This is a genomic window from Mucilaginibacter sp. P2_A5, assembly GCF_056404995.1.
Map to the genome: position 1 here is coordinate 57212 of NZ_JBFUCY010000017.1, position 15113 is coordinate 72324.

At 43.5% G+C, this 15113-nt stretch carries 18 protein-coding genes; 14 read left to right on the forward strand and 4 right to left on the reverse strand.

The genetic code is table 11. The features are described from left to right. Positions 1 to 12: 12 nt before the first annotated feature. Together AC1DXF_RS16200 and AC1DXF_RS16205 are read left to right on the forward strand one after the other, a co-directional pair. A complete protein-coding gene (locus AC1DXF_RS16200; RefSeq protein ID WP_477449764.1) occupies positions 13 to 858 on the forward strand; it encodes a hypothetical protein in 846 nt (281 codons plus the stop codon). 173 nt (positions 859 to 1031) lie between these two features. Continuing rightward, positions 1032 to 3302: a Tex family protein gene (locus AC1DXF_RS16205; RefSeq protein WP_477449765.1), complete on the forward strand. Its 2271-nt coding sequence runs from the start codon at positions 1032 to 1034 to the stop codon at positions 3300 to 3302. Positions 3303 to 3556: 254 nt separating this feature from the next. Here AC1DXF_RS16205 and AC1DXF_RS16210 read toward each other — a convergent pair whose 3' ends face one another. After that, complete coding sequence (locus AC1DXF_RS16210) at positions 3557 to 5647, reverse strand: PAS domain S-box protein (protein WP_477449766.1); 2091 nt, start codon at positions 5645 to 5647, stop codon at positions 3557 to 3559. A gap of 58 nt (positions 5648 to 5705) precedes the next feature. Further along, on the reverse strand, positions 5706 to 6248 hold the full coding sequence (locus AC1DXF_RS16215) for a 5' nucleotidase, NT5C type (protein ID WP_477449767.1): 543 nt from the start codon (positions 6246 to 6248) through the stop codon (positions 5706 to 5708). A 293-nt stretch (positions 6249 to 6541) separates the two neighbouring features. Between AC1DXF_RS16215 and AC1DXF_RS16220 the strand changes: the two genes are divergently transcribed. The 12 genes from AC1DXF_RS16220 to rplS all read left to right on the forward strand — a co-directional run bounded on the left by AC1DXF_RS16220 (position 6542) and on the right by rplS (position 13092). Continuing rightward, a complete protein-coding gene (locus AC1DXF_RS16220) occupies positions 6542 to 7051 on the forward strand; it encodes a 30S ribosomal protein S16 (RefSeq protein ID WP_477449768.1) in 510 nt (169 codons plus the stop codon). 128 nt (positions 7052 to 7179) lie between these two features. Further along, positions 7180 to 7707 carry a ribosome maturation factor RimM gene (rimM, locus tag AC1DXF_RS16225; protein WP_477449769.1) on the forward strand — a complete coding sequence of 176 codons (528 nt, stop codon included), beginning with the start codon at positions 7180 to 7182 and terminating at the stop codon, positions 7705 to 7707. Between the two features lie 121 nt (positions 7708 to 7828). After that, positions 7829 to 8248, forward strand: coding sequence for a hypothetical protein (locus tag AC1DXF_RS16230; protein ID WP_477449770.1), 420 nt, complete (start codon positions 7829 to 7831; stop codon positions 8246 to 8248). Between the two features lie 2 nt (positions 8249 to 8250). After that, the gene (locus AC1DXF_RS16235) at positions 8251 to 8451 is read left to right on the forward strand and encodes a helix-turn-helix transcriptional regulator (protein ID WP_477449771.1); all 201 of its coding nucleotides are present in this window, start codon (positions 8251 to 8253) and stop codon (positions 8449 to 8451) included. A gap of 15 nt (positions 8452 to 8466) precedes the next feature. Further along, positions 8467 to 8853 carry a VOC family protein gene (locus tag AC1DXF_RS16240; RefSeq protein ID WP_477449772.1) on the forward strand — a complete coding sequence of 129 codons (387 nt, stop codon included), beginning with the start codon at positions 8467 to 8469 and terminating at the stop codon, positions 8851 to 8853. 65 nt (positions 8854 to 8918) lie between these two features. Next, positions 8919 to 9290: a VOC family protein gene (locus AC1DXF_RS16245; RefSeq protein ID WP_477449773.1), complete on the forward strand. Its 372-nt coding sequence runs from the start codon at positions 8919 to 8921 to the stop codon at positions 9288 to 9290. Positions 9291 to 9393: 103 nt separating this feature from the next. Then, entirely contained in the window at positions 9394 to 10254 is an 861-nt protein-coding gene (locus AC1DXF_RS16250; RefSeq protein ID WP_477449774.1) for a hypothetical protein, read from the forward strand. 65 nt (positions 10255 to 10319) lie between these two features. Continuing rightward, on the forward strand, positions 10320 to 10994 hold the full coding sequence (gene trmD, locus AC1DXF_RS16255; protein WP_477449775.1) for a tRNA (guanosine(37)-N1)-methyltransferase TrmD: 675 nt from the start codon (positions 10320 to 10322) through the stop codon (positions 10992 to 10994). Between the two features lie 178 nt (positions 10995 to 11172). Further along, positions 11173 to 11760, forward strand: coding sequence for an RNA polymerase sigma factor (locus AC1DXF_RS16260; RefSeq protein WP_477449776.1), 588 nt, complete (start codon positions 11173 to 11175; stop codon positions 11758 to 11760). Positions 11761 to 11803: 43 nt separating this feature from the next. After that, on the forward strand, positions 11804 to 12295 hold the full coding sequence (locus AC1DXF_RS16265) for a hypothetical protein (protein ID WP_477449777.1): 492 nt from the start codon (positions 11804 to 11806) through the stop codon (positions 12293 to 12295). 4 nt (positions 12296 to 12299) lie between these two features. Beyond that, positions 12300 to 12545, forward strand: coding sequence for a hypothetical protein (locus AC1DXF_RS16270; protein ID WP_477449778.1), 246 nt, complete (start codon positions 12300 to 12302; stop codon positions 12543 to 12545). Between the two features lie 199 nt (positions 12546 to 12744). Further along, complete coding sequence (gene rplS / locus AC1DXF_RS16275) at positions 12745 to 13092, forward strand: 50S ribosomal protein L19 (RefSeq protein ID WP_090651474.1); 348 nt, start codon at positions 12745 to 12747, stop codon at positions 13090 to 13092. 159 nt (positions 13093 to 13251) lie between these two features. On the opposite strand, the gene AC1DXF_RS16280 is transcribed toward rplS, so the two are convergent. After that, positions 13252 to 13989 carry a metallophosphoesterase family protein gene (locus AC1DXF_RS16280; RefSeq protein ID WP_477449779.1) on the reverse strand — a complete coding sequence of 246 codons (738 nt, stop codon included), beginning with the start codon at positions 13987 to 13989 and terminating at the stop codon, positions 13252 to 13254. Continuing rightward, positions 13989 to 15074, reverse strand: coding sequence for an ACR3 family arsenite efflux transporter (gene arsB / locus AC1DXF_RS16285; protein ID WP_477449780.1), 1086 nt, complete (start codon positions 15072 to 15074; stop codon positions 13989 to 13991). The genes AC1DXF_RS16280 and arsB overlap by 1 nt, the downstream gene beginning before the upstream one ends. Positions 15075 to 15113 lie beyond the last annotated feature (39 nt).

Genomic DNA, 15113 nt, shown 5'->3' on the forward strand with positions numbered 1-15113 from the left:
ACCTATACTGTCATGAGGTGTTGGAAAAATGGGGTTCATATTGTTGCAATATGTTTAGTAATTTTTGGATGTAAGGCAAAACCGGCAGGCAAAGCATTGTCGCCGACATCAAAGGCATCGGTACCACAATCTAAAAACATCGCTTATACAAATCTGTCCTGCAAAGTAATCCATATTTTTGTTGCTTTGTGCGATAATAAATATCAGGGCATAGTACCCGTACCGCCCAAAATAGGCAACGGACAGGATCCTGAAACCAATTTGTACTGGGGATGCGATAACGGCGTTCGCACCTATTTTAAACGAAGCAAAGATTGGCAGTTGGTTAAAAAACAAAAAGGCAAAGGGATGATTATGGAACGGCTGATATTTAAACACCGCACCCAGAACGTTTTCCTGGTTGCTGATGCATGGGATGGGCAGGCCATTGAAAAAACAACAGAGGACTTTTTGTTTAGTTGTGCCGGGCAGTTAAAGGATACCATTCACTATAAAAAACAAGTGATAGGGATTGATGGGAATGCCCAATTACTGGCTTATATAGGACACGATGGACTGATGGATTTCGGGCTGCCCAATAAGTTTAAAAACGCCGATGGCAAAACCCGGGATTGTATTATACTGGCCTGCATCAGCAAAAAATACTTTAGTGGCTTTATTACCCAGGCCAAAGCTACCCCCGTGGTTTGGACAACCGGCCTGATGTGCCCCGAGGCCTACACTTTACACGATGCTATTGCCGGTTACATTAAAAATGAGCCGAGGGAAACAATCAGGACAAGGGCTGTATCGGCTTACGTAAAGTATCAAAAATGCAGTGTGAATGCCGCAACCAATTTATTGGTATCGGGCTGGTGACATTTATTTACTCGACAAGTCGAATAATCATATCAATGCTGTATAATTGCTATGCATACTTTAATCCCACTCACCCCCCATAGCTGACCACTCACCACTCTCCCCCATTTGTTAACAATCTTTTTTTGAATTGTAAGGCTATTCTCTCAACTTCGCAGTCCGAAATTTGATGTATGATATCGCATTCTAAAAAAATAGCTTCCGAGCTTTCCATATCCGAAAAACAGGTAAGTGCAACAATGGCATTGCTTGATGAAGGAGCAACAGTACCGTTTATTTCCCGTTACCGTAAAGAGGTTACCGGTACGCTCGACGAAGTGCAGGTGGCCGAGATACGCGACCGCGCCCAGCAACTGCGCGACCTGGATAAACGCCGCGAAGCGATCCTGAAGTCGCTTACCGATATGGGCAAACTAACGCCCGAACTGGAAAAACAAATAAACGAAGCCGAAACCATGGTTTCGCTGGAGGATATCTACCTGCCCTATCGCCCCAAACGCAAAACCCGTGCTACCGCGGCCCGCGAGAAAGGTTTACAGCCCCTGGCCGATTTGCTGCTGGAACAACGCAAAGCCGACCTGCAAACAGAGGCCGCCGTTTTTATTGATACCGAAAAAGGTGTTAACAGTATTGAAGAAGCATTGGCCGGTGCAAGGGACATTATTGCCGAAACCATTAGCGAAAATGCCGAAGTACGTACCCGCATTCGCGAGCTTTTTATAGAGAAAGGCACTTTCCAATCAAAAGTGATTGATGGTAAAGAGGTTGAAGGCATTAAATATAAAGATTATTTTGACTGGACCGAACCGGTAAAGTCGGCCCCATCGCACCGCATATTGGCCATGCGCCGCGGCGAAAAGGAGGAAATTCTTTGGCTGGATATAAAACCGGCCGAAGAGGAAGCCATTGCCGCGCTGGAAGACAGCTTTGTAAAAGCTAACAACCCATCTGCCGACCAGGTGAAACAAGCCATTGCCGATGGCTACAAACGCCTGCTGAAGCCGTCGATGGAAACAGAGGTACGCCTGTTTACCAAAAAGAAAGCTGATGAAGAGGCTATCCGCGTATTTGCCGAGAATGCACGTCAGCTGCTTTTAAGCGCGCCGCTTGGTCAAAAACGGGTTATGGCTATTGACCCTGGTTTCCGCACCGGCTGTAAGCTGGTTTGTTTGGATGAACAGGGAAAATTATTGGAGAATACCGCCATTTACCCGCACACCGGGGCCGGACAGGCGCGCGAGGCAGAAAAAACAGTTCAGTATTTATTTGATAGGTATAAGATTGAAGCTATTGCCATAGGCAACGGTACCGCCGGCCGCGAAACAGAGCTGTTTGTTCGTAACCTTAACCTGCCCGGCGTAGCCATTGTAATGGTGAACGAAAGCGGCGCTTCTATCTACTCTGCATCGGATGTAGCCAGGGAAGAGTTTCCGGATAAAGATATTACCGTAAGGGGCGCCGTATCTATCGGTCGCCGTTTGATGGATCCGTTGGCCGAGTTGGTAAAAATCGACCCAAAATCAATAGGTGTGGGCCAATACCAGCACGATGTGGATCAGAACAAGCTACAAACCTCGCTGGACGATACCGTGATGAGTTGCGTGAATGCGGTTGGTGTGGAGTTGAACACGGCTTCAAAACAAATTTTAGCCTATGTATCGGGCCTTGGCCCGCAACTGGCGCAAAACATTGTGGATTACCGCGATCAGAACGGCGCATTCAAACAACGCTCGCAATTAAAGAAAGTACCCCGCCTTGGCGAAAAAGCGTTTGAACAAGCGGCAGGTTTCCTGCGCATCCACCATGCCGAAAACCCGCTGGATTCAAGCGCCGTGCATCCGGAGCGATATAGCTTGCTGGAGCAAATTGCCAGGGACATGAAGTGCACGGTGAAAGATTTGATGGGGGATGCCGCTATCCGCAGAAGCATTCCGCTGCAAAAATACACATCGGAAACAGTAGGATTACCCACGCTGAACGATATTATGGCCGAGCTGGCCAAGCCGGGCCGCGACCCGCGCGAACAGTTTGAAGCCTTTAGCTTTACCGATGGTGTAAATGCAATTGGCGACCTTAAAGTAGGCATGAAGCTGCCCGGCATCGTCACTAACATAACCAACTTTGGCGCCTTTGTTGATATTGGCGTTCACCAGGACGGGTTGGTACACCTAAGCCAGATTACCAACCGCTTTATTAAAGATCCTAACGAAGTGTTGAAAGTTCACCAGAAAGTGGAGGTAACCGTAACCGAGGTTGATGTTAACCGCAAGCGGATTGCCTTATCGATGAAAGAAAACGATAAAAGCGAGCCAACGGCCAGAAGGAATGATGACAGAAGACCGGCCGGCGGAAACAACAAACCCAATTTCAACAGGAAGCCACAGGAAGCGCCCGAGACAGACATCGCCATAAAACTGGCGGCGTTAAAAAACAAGTTTAAGTAAATCTGTCCTGTTTGCCATTCGGGACGGTAAAATTTTTCGAAATTCTGATGGAGGGCGATAAACCAGCGAAAGACTTCAGAAGTTTTAAAAACTTCGGAAGTCTGGGATTTTACAGCTCTCGATGATAAAGAATGGGGTACGTCACGGATGGCAAAATGTTCGTTACCCTGTACAACCGATACAAAGGTTTACAGATGCATTATTCCTGGATGGCGAAAGGGCAATTGTTTCCAAATAATCAATCCTTGTTTTACTTAGCGGTGGCTGGTAAAAGTGCTATCCACAATTAAGCGGATAACATCATCTATTTCGGCGCTTACCGTGAATAGATGCTGGATGATCTGTTCGTTTTCGGGGTTAAAAAAGTTTTCCTTATCCATTATGCTGATCAGGCCCATCATGCTGGCAACCGGCCGCCTTATTTCATGCGAACTGAGCGAGGCAATGTTTCGTAAGCGCTCGTTTTGATCAATCAGTTCCTGCTCAATTTTAAGGCGCCGGGTAATATCGCGGGCAAAACAGCCTACGCCAATAATGTCGCCCTGTTGCGTATAAATGGGGTTAAAGCTTACCTCAAAATATACCGGGGTTTTTGTTTGCAGGTCAATGCTTTCATTGATAATGGTGTATTGTTCGCCAAGTAAGGCCCGCGAATAGTAGGCTATCCACTCTTTGTGCATCTCATCGCTATATCCTTTATGCAGGTATGAATGTTCCCCCGCTTTAGGTTCAACGCCGGTTAAATGTGTTGTTTCCCTGATATACGCATCGTTCATATATACATAACGCATCTCTTTATCAACCGACCAGATGTGGTCATGCGTGTTGTTTATCAGGGCCTCTAAGCTTGTTTTTGTCCAAAGGGCTTCTTCCTGGGCCCGGCGCTCATGGCTTATATCTTTAACATATACCGTTATGCCTTCGGCAGATGGGTAAGCCGATATGCTCAGCCACTTATCAATCCGGTCAAAATATTCAATAAACTTTACGCTCTGGCGCTTTTCTATCAATTCGTAGTAGGCCCGGCCAAAGCCCGAATCCACAATTTCGGGGTATACATCCCAAAGCACATTGCCCAGCATTTCTTCGCGCGGAGTGTTTGTCATTCTTTCGAACGCTGAATTTACCTTAACAAACCGCCATTCATTGTCGATAATAAAAAACGAATCGGTTATGCTTTCAATAAAAGATTCCAGCTTTTCGGCGGCTTCTTTTATTTCCTGTTCAATTTTAAGCTTGGCGGTAATGTCCTGCCCTATTCCCTGTATCTCGCAAACCTGGCCGGTATCGTCGGTTATGGATATAAGCTCCCAATCTGTATCATGAAGCCCGCCCCATACATCCGGTTTTTTATGCAGTAGTTTTACAATTTTACCCGGGTTGTTTAGGCAATTAATAAACGCCTCTTCGCACAAATGCAGTTCTTGCGGTATGGTAGTAATTGAAAAATGCTGCCCTATCAGCTCATTTGCTTTGTAGCCAAAGGTTTTCAAAAACTGTTTGTTAATAAAACTGTAACGCCCCTTAATATCTACCCTTATCAGAAAATTGGTTTGCGAATCAATCAGCGAGCTTAAAAACTGCTCGCGCCGCCTGGCTTCGTCCTGGTATTGCAGCTTGGCTGTAACATCGGTAGCAATTGATAAAATACAATTTCGCCCTTTATACTTTATACCAAACCAGTTAACGTCGGCATAAATAATTTCGCCTTGTTTATTTAAATGCTTCCATATGCCGGCGCGGTTAAAATCGCCGGCGCTTATCTCAAAATTTTCATTGATACTTAAATATGTTTTTAAGGTCCCGATTTCCTCAGGCGGGCGGATATCGCTAAGCGTCAATAATAAAAGCTCATCGGCGGTGTAGCCATAATGCACCGTAGCCGCCCGGTTAACTTTTAAAAAGCGTAGTGTTTGTTTATCAACTATCCATACCGGGTTGGCATTTTTGTAAAACAAATCGCTAAAAATACTGTCTTCCGGGGCATCGCCGGCGGTAAGCTGCGTTTGAATACTAATAGTGCTTACTAAAACTTTATGATTGGTACCCCCGTCAATTAACAGGCTTTTTTTATCAATGATATCCCTGGTCGTGTTTTGCGGTGTGTTAATAAGATAATTAAGCTCAACCGACTCATTTACAGCAAGATTTGCAATCGCCGCTTTTATGTCGTTGCGTTGCTGTGCACTTATCATATCCAGCCACAGGCTGCTGTCGCCGGTCAACTGCGCAGCGGTAATACCTAAAATATTAACAATAGCCGGACTGATGAAAAGGTATTTCTGTTCATCGGTATCAAAAATAATTATACAATCGTTTATGGCAGCGTAGGTGTTATTCGGCATGCTTGAATTAGTCGCGGCTTATTGTATAAATATAAAGTATTTATATTAAAGTAATTAACTAAGCCCCTAATAATTTATCGGCAACATCCTGCCAGTTGTTTACCCTTTCAAAACCATCAACCAGTACGTTATGCGGCGATGTATACAACAGTTTGCGCCCTTTAAAAGTAACAAAGTTTTTAATGCGGTCGTCAATCATAATATCAACATCCAGTATTTTGTGTCCGCAAAAAATGATGTTTGTCCACGATATAAAAGGGAAGTGTTCCTCGAGCCAGGCCTGCTTATCCTCCAGCGAATATTTAAACTCCATAGCTGCCGATGCTATATATACATCGTAATGTTCCATAAGCGCTTTCACTACCTGCTGGCTGCCGGGCATTACTTTAATATCTCTGAAAAAGCCCCGCTCATTAACATAAGCCCTTACCGTACTGCTTAAATGCAACGGCAGGGCCTGGCCAATTTCCATGCCGTGCATGTCGGCCAGTATTACCTCATGCTGGTGGCGTACTTTATATAATTCAATAAATTTATCAATGGTATCTGCCAATACCTCGTCCATATCAATGGCAATGCGTGGTTTCCGGGTGATGCTCATGCCGGTAATTTGCAAAATTTAAAGTGCAATTAAAAGGCTCATATCATAACCATTCAGAATATATTGACTATCAATTACATAGTGGCAACACGCACCCGCCAAATTTTCAGCACGCGCTCAATAAATTGTTTTGCTACGTTCCACGAGGCTTTAACCCAACCACTCTCCTAATCAACCACTTAACCACTCAGCAATAATTAATTACAACCCTTTTAAATTGTTAATAATAATTTATACCTTTGCATCCCCGCAGAAAGAACTCCGGGGACATGTTGAATACATAAAATAAAGAAATGGCAACTAAAATCAGACTGCAAAGACACGGTAAAAAAGGAAAACCTTTTTACTACATCGTAGTAGCAGATGCCCGCGCACCACGCGACGGTCGTTTTATTGAGCGTTTAGGTTCATACAACCCAAACACCAACCCTGCAACTATCGACATTAACTTCGACAAAACTTTAGAGTGGGTTAACACAGGTGCCCAGCCTACCGATACTTGTCGTGCTATCCTTTCATACAAAGGTGTGCTATACAAAAAACACTTAGAAGGTGGTGTTAAAAAAGGCGCTTTAACTGAAGAACAAGCTGCAGAGAAATTTGCTGCCTGGACTGATGCTAAAGAAGGCAAAATCACCGGCAAAAAAACCAGCCTGGTAACTGCAAAAGACGAAGCCCGTAAATTGGCTTTGGCTGCCGAGGCTAAAAAGAAGGAAGAAAAAGCTGCTGCAATAGCTGCTAAAAATGCTCCTGTTGCCGAAGAAGTTGTTGCTGAAGAAGCTCCGGCTGAAGACGCAGAATAATTTTTAAGCGAGAATCAAGAATTAAGAGTCAGGAATCAAGACAGCGGCAATGCTTCAATAATGATTTTGACCCGATGATCAACAATGGCGAAGCGAAAACTTCGCCATTGTTATTTAACACCGTTTTTATGAAAACCGAAGATTGTTTTAGGGTTGGCAGCATACTGAAAACCAAAGGCCTTAAGGGTGAAATGCAGATATATGTAGATTTTGATGGCCTGGACGCTATTAAATTTGATGCTCTTTTTATTGATATGGCCGGCAAAATGATCCCTTATTTTGTACAATCTATAAAGTACCTGCAAAAAAGCAATGCCTACTTGTTTTTGGAGGATGTGGATACCATTGAAAAAGCAAGCCTGCTGGTAAAGCGCGACCTGTACCTGCCCAACAAACTGAAACCTAAAAAGAAAAAGGCCGAATTTACCCTGAACGATGTGGAAGGTTTTATGGCCATTGACGAAACCCACGGCGAACTGGGCGAGATAACCCAGGTGCAGGAATATCCGCAGCAACTCATAGCCACTGTTATGTTTAAAGGTAAAGAGGTGCTTTTTCCGCTGAATGTGGATATCATAAAAGGTATCGACATTGAGAACAGTGAAATTTATATCGATTTGCCCGAGGGGTTGCTGGATGTTTATTTATCGGAGTAATAAGGCCTAATGGCATGATTTAAGCCTGCTAAGAGCGGGCTTTTTTTATTAAAATAAAATGTCAAATTTATTTGACATTTGTAAAGTTTATTTTACATTTGGTAAATTAAACTTTACAGCAATGAAACCTTTATTCTTATTTCCTTACTGGGGGCGCTATTTGGGCTACTTCCTGGTGGTTGTACATGTCCCTATTGTGTTATATAAAAAACAATTAATGGGAATGCATGGGGATGATATGACAGACGGTATTTTTAACGGACGCCACCTGTTTTTTATGTCGACAACTCTGTTAATGGCCATTGGTTTATTTATCGCGGCTTTCTCAAAAGAAAAAATTGAGGACGAACAGATTGTACGACTCCGGCTCGATTCGTTACAGTGGTCGGTTTATGTTAATTTTTTATTTTTGATCGTCAGCCTCATTTTTTCTACTGATACAGAACATATTTTATTTTTAAATTTACTGGTGCCCCTTGTATTCTTTATTATCCGTTTCAGGTGGAAGATTTTCCAGAATAATCGTTTAATTAAGGAATAGCTATGAAAAACAATATAAGGGTAGAGCGCGCCATAAAAAACATAACCCAGGCCGATTTGGCAGGGGCTATAGGGGTATCGCGGCAAACCATTAATACCATCGAAAGCAACCGTTACGTACCATCTACAGTACTGGCTCTGAAAATAGCCCGCGTTTTTGGTAAACCAGTTGAAGAGATTTTTACATTGGACGAAGAAGATTAATTAAATCACATAATTATGAAAGATAAACCCACTTTTGCCCCCGAACTGGCCATACCCAATGGCGTAAAAGACATTAGCTTTTATATTGATGCTTTTGGCGCAGAAGAACTCCGGCGTTTCAGCAACGATGATGGAACTATACATGTGTCCGAATTATCCATCAACGGAGCCATCTTTCATCTGCACGAACAAACGTTACACTCGGGCCTACATAGCCTGACAGGCGGCAGGCATTCTGTCGTTATTGGGCTGTTTGTAGCGGATGTGCGTGCCGTTATTGAGCAGGCTGTTGCTGCCGGCGCAAAAATCACCTCACCCGTGCAGGATTATGATTATGGTTACAGGCAGGGCTGTATTGAAGATCCATTTGGGCACCGGTGGCAGGTACAGAAGTCGATATAGAGCCAAGAAGTTAGAATCAAGAGTCAAGACAGAACATATCTACGACCTTAAAAATAAATAACGCTATGGCAAACCAACCAACTTTTGGTAACGGGAAGATCTGTTATATCGAGATCCCGGCGGATGATATCGCTGTATCGGCCGCGTTTTTTGAAAAAACCTTTGGCTGGCATATCCGGCAGGACAACCAGGGGAATGCCTCTTTTGATGATGGTGTGGGCCAGGTAAGTGGCATGTGGGTAACCGGTCGCAAGCCCCAGGCAGAATCAGGCCTTATTATATCCATTATGGTTGATGATGCCGAAGCTACGGCGAAAGCTATAGCAGCCAATGGCGGCAATATAATACAACCGATAGGTAAAGATTTTCCAGAGATAACGGCACTATTTACTGATCCGGCCGGTAATTTATGGAGCATTTATCAGCATAGAGGGTAGGGTAGAATCAAGAGATTAGAGTCAGGAATCAAGATAGGAATTGTTGTTAGTAAGATTTTTAAGTTTACGACGTTATTCTGATAATAGATTAAACCTAATCATCATGAAACCAACCTTATTGCTTCCACACTATTTTAAAATAATCGGGTTCATATCCGCGGCTGCAGGGATTATTATAGGGGCATTGTTTGAATTTGACGACCGCTATCTGCCATTTTTAGATTACAATGGGGGGCATCAATCTCACCCGCTCATCGGCTCAAGCGGCGGCAATAACTTTACCGACGAAGTTGCAACCACATTGGCAATGTTGGGTTTGATGTTCATCGGATTTTCAAAATTTAAGTTAGAAAACCAGCAAACCGAGCCCCTTCGTCTTAAAGCACTATACTGGGCCGTACTGGTTAATGCCGGTTTAATTGCTGTTTTAATGTTAAACTTAATTCGCTTCTCGCGCAGTGCCAATTTTGCCACCGACAATAATTTGATTTTACTTTTGTTGATATTTATCGGGCGTCTGTATTATCTACGGTTTAAAAGAAGAGAAAAAACCGGTCTATTTTACCTGCCATACCGCGCATTTAGCCTGATTGGCAAAATAACATCCATTGTTTTTATAGTTGGATTATTTATATTAATAGTGTTTGATTTGAAGATTGGCCCGGAGCATTCGCCTTTTTTTATATTGCCCTGTATGTTACTTTGGATATGGTCAAAAGAAAAAACCGAAGATGCAAATATTGAGGTCATCAGGCTTCAGGCCATGAGGTTAAGTATTCTTATTAATGGCGTTATATTTGTTGTGCTAACGTGGATCATCTATGGATTTGCCTATTTAACGGTTCAATGCGCAGCGTTAATTTCTGTCCAACTTTTGTTTGTTATCATATTCTACGCCCTGATATATAAAGCATCCAAATCGGGTGACAAGGAATCACTGACCACTGCCCCGGTTATATCCTGACCTTCATCTGCACATTTGAAATCTGAAATCTGCACATCTGAAATCAATAATCCGCATATTTGCACATGCGTTTTGATATCATTTCTGTTTTGCCCGGCTTGTTGGAAAGCCCTTTTGCACATTCTATTTTACAGCGTGCCCAAAAAAAGGGCATTGCCGAAATTCATGTGCATAACCTGCGCGATTATTCAAGCAGCAAACAAAAAAGTGTAGACGATTATCCCTACGGCGGCGGCAGCGGCATGGTAATGACCATCCCCCCGTTTGCGGCTTGTATCGAAAAGCTGAAAGCCGAAAGAGATTATGATGAAGTGATATTTATGTCGCCCGATGGGGAACGACTCAACCAGGCTATTGCCAACCAATTATCTATTAAAGGCAACATTATTATTTTATGCGGACATTACAAAGGGATAGATCAGCGCATCCGCGATATTTATGTTACCCGCGAGATTAGTATAGGCGATTATGTACTATCAGGCGGCGAACTGCCGGCAGCCGTTTTGGTTGATGCCATAGTGCGCCTGATCCCTGGCGTGCTCAGCGACGAAACCTCGGCCCTCAGCGACTCCTTCCAGGACGATATGCTGGACGCCCCTGTATACACCCGCCCTGCCGATTGGAATGGCCACAAGGTGCCCGATATCCTGCTAAGCGGCAATACCCCCGAAATTGAAAAATGGCGCTTTGAGCAAGCGCTTGAACGTACGAAGCAGCGAAGGCCGGATTTGTTGGAGTGATGGGGTGGTGAGTAGTTGATTGGTTGATTAGGAGAATGGTTGGATTAAAAATCAATCGACTTATCTACTCCCGAGGCTATTTGTTCTCCAACTCAATCAACCTCTCACTTAATCAACCACTCACCCAATCAACCGCCCACTATTTTCCCTAAATTAGATTGCAACCAAACCATACCTTGTGCATTACAGGTATGTTGTAATCATGAACCCAAGCCAGGAAGCCCAGCTTATTGAACAATGCCGAACAGATGCGGCTGCTTTTGGGCAGGTGTTTGACGCGTGGTACAAACCCGTGTTTGGCTATATTATGCGCCGCACTGGCGATTACGACCTATCGAAAGATATTGCTGCCGAAACTTTTTTAAAAGCTTTTTTAAAAATCGGCGGTTTTCAATGGCGGGGTATCCGCCTATCGTCATGGCTGTACCGGATAGCTACCAACGAGCTTAACCTGTATTACCGCAGCAGTAAGTACAAACCACAATCGTTACAGCAACTGATGGAAAACCCGCAGATGGAAAAGCTGCTACATGAAAATGCCGGTGACGAACGGGAGGTGATGGAGCAGGAGCTTAAGGCCTATGACGATTATAACCGGATACGCCAGAACCTGCTAAAGCTGGATGTGAAATACCAGGAGGTAATATCGTTGCGGTATTTTGAACAAAAAACCAATATCGAGATTGGCGAGATATTGGGCAAAAACGAAGGGACGATTAAATCGCTATTGTCGCGCGGGTTAGAGAAATTAAGAAACATGTTGTAGCAGTGCAACCAAAATGAGTTAACGCATTATAAGGGTAAGTAACATGAAAAATAACGATGAATTTTTAAAGCAAATGGAAAATTTAAAAGTACCGGATGTAAACCCTTCGCAGCATCAAAATACGGTAAAAATGGCCATCATGAATGCCAGCCGCTCGGCCGCCCTTGGGGTGTGGCTTATAGCAGTACCCTGCTATTTTTTATTATGTGTATTTATGTTTTACTTCTTCCATGCCCGTATGGGCTGGTTCGCGGCCATGTTTAGCCTATTGTCGGGATTGGCAAAAGTTCCTTTTATTGATTTCCTGGGGCCGATAGTATTGTTTGTGCTGCCCATTGTATGCATTATTATTAATGTATTATCCATTTTACATGTGCAGGTTAAAAACATCGACCCCGAAAGGCGTAAAGTAAAAGAACTCAGCATCACCATAAAAGTAAAACTATGGAACATTGTGCTCATCCTGGTTAGCCTGGCTATTGTGTTTGTTTTTATAAGTTATGTAATGACCGAAAGTATCTCCATTAAAAGTTAAGATCATGAAATTAAACTGGTTTACCCGTAAAGGAATTTTTTACTTGCCCGCCGCTGTTGCCGGCTGGCTTATATTGGGTTTGGCATTTGCCTATGCCGTTTACACATTTATCGATATCGACAAACGCTCGCACTCGGTAAGCGATACGCTCATCAATTTTGTTTTTAACCTGCTCATCATCGGCCTGTTTTATACCGTAATAGCTTATTTCACCGAGAAAAAGCCTAACCCGGCAGCAACAGACGATTAATTTTAACGGATTTATTGTTTTGCGAAAAAGCCAATCAACCACTCTCTTAATCAACCCAATCAACCACAAACCAATCCCCAATTGTTAACAAATTACAAATTGTGGAAATTTTTAAAATAGGTTTTTATTTATCAAAAAAAAGCCCTATAATTGCAATCCGATTTTTACGGGCTAAAAATCGCTTTAAGAGCTAAAAATCATGGATTTAGTAAAATTTGTTGAAGAGCAATCAATAGAAAAAAGACAGTTTCCTTCCTTCAAGGCCGGTGATACTGTAAGTGTGCATTATAAAATCAGAGAAGGAAACAAAGAACGTATCCAGCTTTACCAGGGTGTTGTTATACAACGTAACAGTGCAGGTAACTCGGAAACATTCACTGTTCGTAAAGTTTCTAACGGTATAGGTGTTGAGCGTATCTTCCCTATTAACTCTCCAAACATTGATAAAATAGAGGTGAACAGCGTTGGTAAAGTGCGTCGCTCTAAATTATACTATCTGCGTGCCCTTACCGGTAAAGCAGCTCGTATCAAATCAAAAAGAGTTTAATTACCCTACCTCTTTTTTAAGAGGCATACACAAAAGCTTTCAAAAAAGGCCTTTTCTGATTAGTCGGGAAAGGCCTTTTTTATGGCAAAAATTAAAGTTGGAAATAAGTCAATTATTGCCGCTGAATGTAGTGAAACAATTTATCGTTGATGGGCAGCTTTAATATGCTTTTCTCAACCTGTCTGCAAATTCATCCGGCAGGGGGCTTTTTTCTATAGCGATAGCCGCCTTTTCAACATCATACGGAACGCGGATAAATGCAGCCTGTATGCTCTTTTTATCCATCACCGTGCTTGTTTCGTTCAGGCTTAATATGACATAGCAGGCATCGGGGTTGCCATCTTTTGGTTTGCCTACCGAACCAATGTTGACAACGTGTTTGAATTTTTGATCGCTGGTTTTAATAACACGATGGTAGGGCTTGTGCGAATGACCAACACACAATACATCGGCATTGGCTTCTTCCATCATATTTAACATGTAAGCCTCATCCAAATCTTCCAGAACGTATTCGTCGACACTGCGGGTGCTGCCGTGGGCCAGCACAACATTTAACGGCTCATCAGTCAGCTTAAACTCGAGGCGGATGTGTGCAGGCAGCGTTGCAAGGTATTGGCGGTTTTCACCATCAATCAAATGATAGGCGTGGCTTTTCCCTGGTTCGGAAAGGTTTTGCGATGTGGTAACCATTTTTTTCGGTTTCAGATCGTGATTGCCGGCAAGGGTTGCAATGCCGCGTTTGCGCATTTGGGCAATTACCTCGTTGGGCCAAACATTGTAGCCAACCAAATCGCCCAGGCAGTAAACCGCATCAACCTGCCGGCTGTCCAAATCGTTCAGCATGGCATCCAATGCCGGCAGGTTGGCGTGTATATCTGAAAAAAGAGCAATCTTCATTACTGTACGGGCGTTATTGTTTTTGCGGTATAATACTTTTTGCGGAAATAAAAGGCCAGGTTAACCAGCGCGATAAGTGCCGGCACTTCAACCAGCGGGCCTATAACCCCGGCAAACGCCTCGCCCGAATTAATGCCGAAAACGCCAATGGCAACTGCTATGGCTAATTCAAAATTGTTGCCGGTGGCAGTAAAGGCGATAGATGTACTTCGCGAATAATCGGCGCCAAATGATTTGCCGATAAAAAAGCTCAACACAAACATAATGGTAAAGTAAATAACCAATGGTATGGCAATGCGGATAACATCAAATGGGATTTGTACAATAAGGTTGCCTTTAAGGCTAAACATCACTACGATGGTAAACAGCAGGGCTACCAGTGTTATAGGCGATATAAAAGGTACGTATTTGGTTTGAAACCAGGCCTCGCCTTTAATTTTGATGAGTGTGTAGCGGCTGATTATACCGGCGGCGAAGGGTATGCCTAAATAAATGCCCACGCTTTTGGCAATTTCGGCAATGGTAATATTTACCGCCAGGCCCTTTAAACCGAATAGCGGTGGCAACACGGTAATAAACACATAGGCATAAACACTGTAAAGCAATACCTGGAAAATACTGTTTAGGGCAATGAGCCCGGCCGCGTATTCACGGTTGCCTTCGGCCAGCTCGTTCCAAACTACTACCATGGCAATGCAGCGGGCCAGGCCTATCAGGATTAGCCCAACCATATAAGCAGGATGATCGCGCAATAAGGTTATGGCCAAAACAAACATCAGCACGGGCCCAATTATCCAGTTTAAAATTAACGATGCGCTTAATACTTTGGTATCCTTAAATACTTCGCCCATGTTTTCGTACTTTACTTTGGCAAGGGGCGGGTACATCATCAGAATTAAACCAATCGCTAAAGGAATATTGGTTGTTCCGCTGGAAAATGAATTTATAAAACCAGATGAGGAAGGGATAAAATAACCTACCCCAACTCCAACGGCCATCGCCAGGAAGATCCACAGTGTAAGGTAGCGGTCAAGGAACCCTAATTTTTTACGTTCGGCCACAGGGGCGCAGTTGTTTGCTGACATATTGGTTTATTGTATAATTCGTGTTTTAATATGAAGTGA

Bases quoted from the DNA above. Each gene is read 5' to 3' on its own strand.
- rimM (WP_477449769.1), top strand. From the start codon at position 7,180: ATGAAAACCGAAGATTGTTTTAGGGTTGGCAGCATACTGAAAACCAAA.
- AC1DXF_RS16220 (WP_477449768.1), top strand. From the start codon at position 6,542: ATGGCAACTAAAATCAGACTGCAAAGACACGGTAAAAAAGGAAAACCT.
- AC1DXF_RS16210 (WP_477449766.1), bottom strand. From the start codon at position 5,647: ATGCCGAATAACACCTACGCTGCCATAAACGATTGTATAATTATTTTT.
- arsB (WP_477449780.1), bottom strand. From the start codon at position 15,074: ATGTCAGCAAACAACTGCGCCCCTGTGGCCGAACGTAAAAAATTAGGG.
- AC1DXF_RS16240 (WP_477449772.1), top strand. From the start codon at position 8,467: ATGAAAGATAAACCCACTTTTGCCCCCGAACTGGCCATACCCAATGGC.
- rplS (WP_090651474.1), top strand. From the start codon at position 12,745: ATGGATTTAGTAAAATTTGTTGAAGAGCAATCAATAGAAAAAAGACAG.
- AC1DXF_RS16265 (WP_477449777.1), top strand. From the start codon at position 11,804: ATGAAAAATAACGATGAATTTTTAAAGCAAATGGAAAATTTAAAAGTA.
- AC1DXF_RS16280 (WP_477449779.1), bottom strand. From the start codon at position 13,989: ATGAAGATTGCTCTTTTTTCAGATATACACGCCAACCTGCCGGCATTG.
- AC1DXF_RS16235 (WP_477449771.1), top strand. From the start codon at position 8,251: ATGAAAAACAATATAAGGGTAGAGCGCGCCATAAAAAACATAACCCAG.
- AC1DXF_RS16270 (WP_477449778.1), top strand. From the start codon at position 12,300: ATGAAATTAAACTGGTTTACCCGTAAAGGAATTTTTTACTTGCCCGCC.
- AC1DXF_RS16205 (WP_477449765.1), top strand. From the start codon at position 1,032: ATGATATCGCATTCTAAAAAAATAGCTTCCGAGCTTTCCATATCCGAA.
- AC1DXF_RS16230 (WP_477449770.1), top strand. From the start codon at position 7,829: ATGAAACCTTTATTCTTATTTCCTTACTGGGGGCGCTATTTGGGCTAC.
- AC1DXF_RS16245 (WP_477449773.1), top strand. From the start codon at position 8,919: ATGGCAAACCAACCAACTTTTGGTAACGGGAAGATCTGTTATATCGAG.
- AC1DXF_RS16250 (WP_477449774.1), top strand. From the start codon at position 9,394: ATGAAACCAACCTTATTGCTTCCACACTATTTTAAAATAATCGGGTTC.
- AC1DXF_RS16215 (WP_477449767.1), bottom strand. From the start codon at position 6,248: ATGAGCATCACCCGGAAACCACGCATTGCCATTGATATGGACGAGGTA.
- trmD (WP_477449775.1), top strand. From the start codon at position 10,320: ATGCGTTTTGATATCATTTCTGTTTTGCCCGGCTTGTTGGAAAGCCCT.
- AC1DXF_RS16200 (WP_477449764.1), top strand. From the start codon at position 13: ATGAGGTGTTGGAAAAATGGGGTTCATATTGTTGCAATATGTTTAGTA.